General features: G+C 54.2%; 6 protein-coding genes. All 6 read right to left on the bottom strand.

The window, feature by feature from the left end:
* The coding region (locus ADICEAN_RS10155) for a DUF418 domain-containing protein (RefSeq protein WP_040396656.1) at nucleotides 1-441 on the bottom strand (441 nt) is incomplete at its 3' end.
* Between the two features lie 149 nt (nucleotides 442-590).
* Entirely contained in the window at nucleotides 591-1265 is a 675-nt protein-coding gene (locus tag ADICEAN_RS10150) for a DUF2306 domain-containing protein (protein WP_009195497.1), read from the bottom strand.
* 111 nt (nucleotides 1266-1376) lie between these two features.
* On the bottom strand, nucleotides 1377-2006 hold the full coding sequence (locus ADICEAN_RS10145) for a response regulator (RefSeq protein WP_009195496.1): 630 nt from the start codon (nucleotides 2004-2006) through the stop codon (nucleotides 1377-1379).
* A 54-nt stretch (nucleotides 2007-2060) separates the two neighbouring features.
* Nucleotides 2061-4061: a tetratricopeptide repeat-containing sensor histidine kinase gene (locus tag ADICEAN_RS21125; RefSeq protein ID WP_009195495.1), complete on the bottom strand. Its 2001-nt coding sequence runs from the start codon at nucleotides 4059-4061 to the stop codon at nucleotides 2061-2063.
* A gap of 431 nt (nucleotides 4062-4492) precedes the next feature.
* Nucleotides 4493-5665, bottom strand: a complete 1173-nt coding sequence (locus tag ADICEAN_RS21120) for a sensor histidine kinase (RefSeq protein WP_009195494.1) — start codon at nucleotides 5663-5665, stop codon at nucleotides 4493-4495.
* Between the two features lie 24 nt (nucleotides 5666-5689).
* Nucleotides 5690-7474, bottom strand: coding sequence for a PAS domain-containing protein (locus ADICEAN_RS21115; RefSeq protein ID WP_161622686.1), 1785 nt, complete (start codon nucleotides 7472-7474; stop codon nucleotides 5690-5692).
* Between the last annotated feature and the right edge of the window lie 158 nt (nucleotides 7475-7632).

Genomic DNA, 7632 nt, shown 5'->3' with positions numbered 1-7632 from the left:
AAAGGCCAGCGCCAGCAGCCCCAGGCAAGCATAATCAAAGAGAATATCGCCATGCCAGAGCAGAATGTAGATATCAAACAGGGAGAAGAGAATAAGCCACAGCTGCCGGCGCAGAAAAAGGTCCTGGGCCGTGGCGCCATCGGCCTGGCGGCTGCGGCTGTTCATGAACAGGAGAATGCCGGCCCCAAAGAGCAGCGAAAACAGGGCCCGCTGGGTGCCTTCAAAAATCCAGTCAACGCCAAACCAGAGCTGGAAATTGAGCCCGGTTTCGCCAAAGATGGCAGGATCGTTCCCATAGGGTCTGGAAAAAGCCGGAATGTTCATGAGCAGAATGCCCAGCAGGGCAATGCCGCGCAGACTATCCAGAACATCGATCCGCTGGCTGGCGCTGGTAGGGGCCGGCTGCTGTTCTGCGGCAGGGGATAATGTGAGTGGCTCCATGGGTTAAAAAATTAGGTGTACGTTCCTATAGGGGTGCTGGCACTAAAAGTAGGGAACCTCTGGCTACTGCACCTACCGCAATGATGTGAGAGCGCTCTGCGGCAGTACCAACCCCTATCGAGGGCAACTCTGCCGGCCCAGGGCAGCGGTCAGGCGGCGGTTGCCGGGCGCCTGCGGGCTGGCTTTTTTGTAGCAGCCGCTGGCCACCACACCATGATGATCTCAGCCAGGATCAGGGGCACAAAAGAGAAAAAGTACTCATTGACCACCCGCCTGAGCAGGGGGTCTTCCAGGCTGCCAAACAGAAAATTCAGGGAAAAAACATCATCAATGCGCACCGCTACAAAGGCCAGCACACACACATAGCTTCGGACCATCATCTGCCGGTGTGTTTGTATATCCCTTTTCAGAATGGCCCGCCAGGCAAGGCCGCTGGCCAGTAGGGTAAAGAGGGTGAGCAGGAGGAGTGAAATTCGGCAGGGAACGCAGGGGCTTACCAGCGAAAGCCGCAGGGCGCTGATCCCAATCAGCAGTATGCCCAGCAGGTAGGCCCTGCCGGCTGCCCGGTGCAAGGCCAGAGAGCGCCTGCGCAGCCAGGGCCAGAACTGCAACGGCCCCAACAGCAGGGCAAGGCTCCCCCCCAGCAGGTGCATCACAACCCAAAGCTGGTTATTGAGCAGGCTGCTGCCGAAAATGGGACTTCGGTAGCCAAACAGATAGGCCACCACATTATCCATAAAAAAATAGAGGGATAGCCCTATAATAAGCATCCAGGCCAATACCTGCCCGCCAGACTGAACGATTGATAAAAGGCTGCGCTGCATAAAACCTCTGTATGAGAAGCTAACTATGTTTGTGATTGGAAAGCTGTAGTTGCTCCGATCCTGAACCGCTGCTGCTACCAGTGCCCATATCCCTGCCTACGCCTCCACGGCTTACACCAGCTTTTCCTGAATGGCTTTGGAAACGGCTTCGGTCTGGGAATGAACGTGCAGCTTTTCGTAAATATTCTTGATATGGGTGCGCACGGTATCCAGGCTAATGCCCAGCTGGGCGGCAATGAGCTTGTAGCTGTTGCCCCTGCTTAGTTCTGTAAGGATCTCTTTTTCGCGGCTGGTAAGCCCGTAGTCGGCCCCATGCCCCTGCTTGTGCATACTGCTGATCACCATTCTGGCAATGCTGGGCGACATGGGGGCGCCCCCTGCCATCAGCTCGTCCAGGGCATCGAACAGGCGGGAGGCTATGTGCTTCTTCAACAGATAGCCTGAGGCTCCCGCCCGTATGGCCTCAAACACATGCACATTATCATCAAAAACGGTAAGCATCAGCACGGGCAGGGCCGCCTGAAACGACCTTATTTTCCTCACGGCTTCAATGCCCGACATTTGCGGCATTTCAATGTCCATGATCACCAGATCGGGCCTGTAGCGCAGCACCTCTTCCTTCACCGATAGCACATCCGAAAAGGCGCCCAGCAGCTGCAGCCGGCTGTTCAGGGAAATTAAGCCGCTAAGGCTTTCCCGTAACAACTCATTATCCTCGTACACTAAAAGCTTTGTGGCCATGGCGGTTTCTTTGGCTAAAACTGGGTGAAAAAGAAAGCCAGTGCAATACCCTAATCATGTGAGGGGAAGCGCGGCCACAATTTCGGTGCCCTGGCCCGGCGCGCTCTGGCGCTGAAACTGGCCCCGCAGGGCATGCGCTCTTTCTGCCATGTTCAGCAGCCCGTTGCCAGGCCGCACCGCAGCAAAATCAAAGCCCTTGCCATTGTCGCGCACGCACAGGTGCAGGCAGTTGTTGAGCAACTTGATGGTGATGACCACCGAAGAGCCCTCGCTGTACTTGGCAGCGTTGTTGATGCTTTCCTTAAAGATCAGGTACAGGTTTTTGCGGGTTTCTACCGCTAGCTTGATTCTGCCCAGCTCCTCACAGAGCTGAAAACTGTAGCTGATGTTTTTAGGCTCCAGGATATCGGCCGCAAACTCCTTCATGCGCACCAGCATTTTTTCCAGGGTATCGTTTTCGGGGTTGATGGACCAGACAATATCGCTCATGCTTTCCAGCATGCCGGCGGCGCTTTCGCCAATGCGCTGCAGATGGGCCTGGGTACGGGAGGGGTCCTGCAGCGCCAGCCGGCTGTTGATGTGGATGCTGGAGAGGGCCGAGCCGATATCATCATGCAAATCGCGGGCAATGCTGTTGCGCACCCGCTCAATGGCCATGGCCCGTTTGGTACGGGTTAGGGTCTGGTAGTGTTTAAAGAGTACAAAGCCTAGGAGTATCAAGCCCGCCAGCACCAGGCTGATGATCTTCTGCCGGGCGGCCTGCCGGGCAATTATGGCCTGCGTCAGTTCCTGATCTTTTTTCAGCAGCATAATTTCTTTGGCCTGCTTCTCCTGCGCATATTCTTCTTCCAGCTGTTTAAACTGCAGCAGCACCTGTAGCCCTGCCATGCTGTCTTTCAGCTGATAGTGCCGGCTTAAAAGGCCAAACGCCTGCTCGTGCTGGTTTTTGCCGGCATGCCACTCGGCCAGTTTCAGGTAAGCATCGGCCTCAGACTCCAGGTCGCCGGCCTGGCGCGCCATGGTCACAGAGCTGGTCAGGGCTTTTTCCAGCTGCAGTTCCCGGATCGAATCCTGCTGCAGGGCTGCCAGCTGGGCACTGAATTTGTTGCTCAGCAGGCTATCGCCCCGCTGCCGGGCAAGGGGCAAGCCATCCAGAAATATAGCTTTTGCTTTATCGCGCTGCTGCAGATCCAGCTGCAGCAGTCCCAGGTCATAGAGGGCTTTTAGTTCATCCTGGGTCTGGTTGAGCGCGCGCGCCTCTTGCAGGGCCTGCTGCAGGTGTTGCTGAGCCTTTTCAAACTCCCGCAGCTGCCGGTAGGCATTGCCCATGCCAATGCGGGTGGTAATAAGCCCCCGCTCATCGTTCAGCGCTTGTTTTAACTTTAGTGATTGTTTAAAGTAATAGAGAGAACTTTTGTATTGCTGCAGTTTCAGAAAGTCACTCCCCAGGCTTTGCAGGCAAAACGACTGGCCACGGGTATTGTTCTGGGCCTCAAACTCTTTGAGGGCCTTCAGATGGTAGTCGGCCGCCAGCCGCATGTTGCCCAGGTTGTTGTAGGTATTGCCAATGTTCAGCAATTGCCCTGCCCGGGCCAGGCGATGTTTGTCAGCTTCCAGCTGATCCAGCGCTTTGAGCATGTAGGGAAGGGCTTTGTCGTATTCCCCCCTGTTCTTATAAAACAGCCCGGCCGTAAAGTAATAGTTGATCTGGCTATCCCGGTCAGTGGGCATGCTCTCGGCCAGCAGGCGCAGGTGATCCAGGTAAAAAAGTGCGCTATCCGGCATGCCGGCATTGCTGTAATGGGTAGTAAGAAGGGAATAACAGCCCGAGCGGCCTACCGGCGTCTGCAGGGCTTCTGCCAGGCGCAGGCCCTGAATGGCATAGGCTTTTGCCCTGGGCGGATCGTTGCGTGCTACCTCTGCGGCCAGCTTCACCAATGCTTTTATACCAAAGGTATCCCGCGGATGCAGGGCCACCACCTGCCGCAGGCTATCGGCCGTGGCCGACTGGGCACGGGCGCCGCCAACAGGCAGCACCACCAGCAGGAGTAACATTAGCTTTAGAGAATGCACAGGCTGCGTATCATAACATAAAAGGAAGATACATGCAAAATATCAGTATATCAATATTTATCTGAATTTATTACAGCAGCCTCCACCTGATACTACTCCTGTACAGCTGTCAGCAGCTGCGTGTTGCTGCTGGCAGATTCCCCCCTGGCTACCAGGTAGTTGATCGCCTCCAGTGCTCGCCTGCCAGCAAACCGCCTGTGAGCAGGCCGCCTTTTTTAAGCCAGTAACTATCAGACAGCCGGCCTCACGCCTAGTTCCGCAAAGCAGGGGGGCTGTAGGGCAGCCTCATCAAAGCGAATGTACCTGATTTTATGTGATGGTACGGTGAAACGAAACATGAGTAGCCGGTACTACCGCAAAGGCTTCTTGCAGCGCTTATGAGTACAGAGGGTTGGCCCAAGGGCCCCCATCCCCTACACCATATAGACAGTAAATGCACTGCCTTTATCCAGCTGGCTGGAAACCTCTATTCTGCCCCCATTATTTTCAATTACCCGCTTGATGGTATACAGGCCAATGCCGGTGCCTTCCACATGGGTGTGCAGCCTGGTGAACATGGAAAAAAGCTTGGGAAGCTGCTGCTCGGGGATGCCAAGGCCGTTATCTTCAACCCTCAATAGTGTATACGTGCCATTTCGGGAGGTGCTGATGCGAATGGCCAGGGGCCTGTCCGCAGACCTGTATTTGATGGCATTTGACACTAAATTATACAGGATGGTTCGCAGGCCTGCCCGGGAATAAAGAATGGTATCCACCTGAAAATCCTCCCGGATAAGAGCACCTAGGCTTGCATACTCCTGAGGCAGATCCGTTTTGATATCCTCCAGGATCTCTTTAAAGGAAACGGCTTCCCGCACATCGTCTACCCCCTTTTGGGCCTTGGTGATTTCAGTGAGGTCTTTGATGGTTCTCTTGAGCTTATCAATGGAAACACCCGCCAGCTGGAGCACAGTAGTTGCCTGGGGGGTTATGCTGCCTGCGAGGTGCTTATTTAAGGCCAGCAGCAATCCCTCCAGGTTAACAAGGGGGCTCCGCAGATCATGGGAAGCGGTGTAGATAAAGTTGTCCAGGTCATTGTTGATCCGGCCCAGCTCCAGGTATTTTTGATTCAGCTCTTCATTCATTTCCTGCATCAGCAGGGCATTTTGCTCCAGCTCCTGGCGGGCACTCACATGTTCGGTTACTTCATAGCCAAAGGTCACAATACCGCTTACCGAACCGTCCAGTTCCCGCAGGGGTTCATAGATCAGGTTGAAGTAGCGGGTATACGGGCTGTTATTGCGTTTCCAGTCGCCGGTGATCGACAATTCTTTGCCGACAAAGCGCTGCCCGGTTTCAAAAACATTGGTATAGATCTGGACAATGGCCGGATCGGCATCCGGAAAAACATCCAGGGCTGCTCTGCCAATAATAGAAGCATCCACCATAAACACATCCAGATAACTGGGGTTTGCCAGCTCATAGACAAAGTCTCTGCCCCGGTTAATGCAGAGCAGCGAGGGCGCCTGCATAAAGAGATTGTACAAGCGTTCTTTTTGCTGCTGGGCCTCCTCCAGGGCAAGGGTTTCCCGCTCCAGCAGTTCCACAATTTCTGCATTGGCTTTTTGCAGCTACTGTTGGGTAATAACCTGTTCGGTAATTTCGGTGCTGGTTCCAATCCAGCGAATGATGGCGCCCGCCTGATCCCTGATGGGGATGGCACGGGCCAGAAACCAGCCCCATTCTCCATCAGCCCTTTTTAAGGGAATGGTTAGCTCCCAGTTTACCCCCTTCTCCCTGGCTGATCGTACATGGGCCATGGCAGCATCAAGGTGGTCGGGGTGGAGAAAATTCACCCAACCCTGCTGCTGGCGCATTATGTCAGCGGTGGTGCCTGTATACTCATACCAGCGCTGGTTATACCACAGGACCTGTCCGCCGGCATCAGACATCCAGGCCAGGCTTTGAATGGAATCGGCAAAGGTCTGAAACAGATTCCGGCTCTCCTGCAGGGCCTGCTCAGCCACCTTTTTGTTGGTAATATCCTGGCAGACCGCAACTAGTGACAAGGGCTGATGATGATCATCTTTAACAACCGAAACCGCATTTCTCACCCAAACCTGCGTCCCATCGGCACGCGTATACCGCTTTTCTATGGTAAAAGGGCTACCTGTTTTAACAGCTTGCTGGAAAAGCTGCATGTTATGGGGCAGATCTCCTTCATGGCTAATGTCCTGCATGCGTTTCTGGTACAGCTCCTCCCTGCTGCGTCCTACCAACTGGCAGTAGCAGTCATTCACCAGCGCAAATTTTCCTGTCAGGTCTACCTCGGCCATCCCAACCGTATTCTGGTTGAAAAGGTTGCTAAAGCGGGCTTCGCTTTTCTTAAGGGCCTGCTCGGCCTCTACCTGCTCCGTAATATCCGTAAACAGGGCATAATAGCCCAGTACCTGGCCCCCTTCCCGCTGCGGCACATAATGTACCAGCACATGCTTTGGCGCTCCTCCCCGGGTAATTAGCCGGGCAACGTATTGCAGTTGCTCCCCTGCCAGGGCACGCCTGATGTATCCCCTGATCTCCCGGTAGGCGGCTGCCCCCCCTTCTTTCCCTAAGAAGAGTGGCAGTACATCCGGCAGCCTTTTGCCCATTGCCTGGGAGCGTGCTATGCCAAACCAGTCTTCAAATGTTTTATTGATAAAACAGTATCGCTCCTCCCGATCGATATAGGTGATAAGACCGGGCAAGGCATCGGTAATGGTCAGCAGCTGGTGCTCACTGGCCGAAAGGGCTGCCGTGCGCTCCTGCACCCGCACCTCCAGCTCGTTATTGGTCCTCAGCAGTTGCTCCTCTGCCGCCTGCAGCTCTTCCAGGGCAGTAGCCAGTTCCTTATTCTTTTCCTGCAGCTCGTGCAGAACGGCTCCCTGCATTTCCTCCTGCAGATCTACGTACAGGCCAAAGGCATACTTTTCAGTATGGGCAAAAAGAAGATCCAGTTCTCTGGCAATGGCCACAGCCTCAGGCACCTGCTGTGTATAGCGCTCTACAAAGCTTAACAGTACCTGCTTACGTACATGGTAGCCCAGGATCAGATCAGCAGTGGCAACACCCGCTCTCGGAATTGTGGGAAGTGAATCTTTTCTCCAGTTGTGCAGGGCGTCCAGTGCATGCTCCAGCGCGCTATGCTCACTCAGATGGTGTAAAAACACAGCCAGGTTCTCTTTTACAACCTCCAGCAGTTGCTGCTCACTCAGGTGGGCAAACAGGGTTAACAGCGGCATTTCTGCCTGCCTGGCCAGTGCAAGGTTTACTTCTGCGGCTTCCTGCAGATGATGCCCTAACAGGTAGGCACCAAACCGCTTCAGGTGGGGAAAATTCCTATCAGAAAGCGAAAAATCAGGCATGGACTCCATCATCATGCAGCTAAAAAAAGATTTACCAGCAAGGGTACTGAAGCTTTGCTGCAATTGCAAATGAACATTAAACATACCCCTACAGATTGCTGCAATTGGTGCAGTGATGCACCATCTTTTTCTGAAAAAGACTAAGTAGGCTGTCCAGATAGCAATCCCCTTGC

Origin of the sequence: Cesiribacter andamanensis AMV16 (assembly GCF_000348925.1) — a bacterium.
Lineage (GTDB): Bacteria > Bacteroidota > Bacteroidia > Cytophagales > Cyclobacteriaceae > Cesiribacter > Cesiribacter andamanensis.
The sequence above is the reverse complement of the archived record's forward strand: the minus strand, read 5'-3'. Positions and strand labels throughout refer to the sequence as shown.

Bases quoted from the DNA above. Each gene is read 5' to 3' on its own strand.
- ADICEAN_RS10150 (WP_009195497.1), bottom strand. From the start codon at position 1,265: ATGCAGCGCAGCCTTTTATCAATCGTTCAGTCTGGCGGGCAGGTATTG.
- ADICEAN_RS10145 (WP_009195496.1), bottom strand. From the start codon at position 2,006: ATGGCCACAAAGCTTTTAGTGTACGAGGATAATGAGTTGTTACGGGAA.
- ADICEAN_RS21125 (WP_009195495.1), bottom strand. From the start codon at position 4,061: ATGTTACTCCTGCTGGTGGTGCTGCCTGTTGGCGGCGCCCGTGCCCAG.
- ADICEAN_RS21115 (WP_161622686.1), bottom strand. From the start codon at position 7,474: ATGATGATGGAGTCCATGCCTGATTTTTCGCTTTCTGATAGGAATTTT.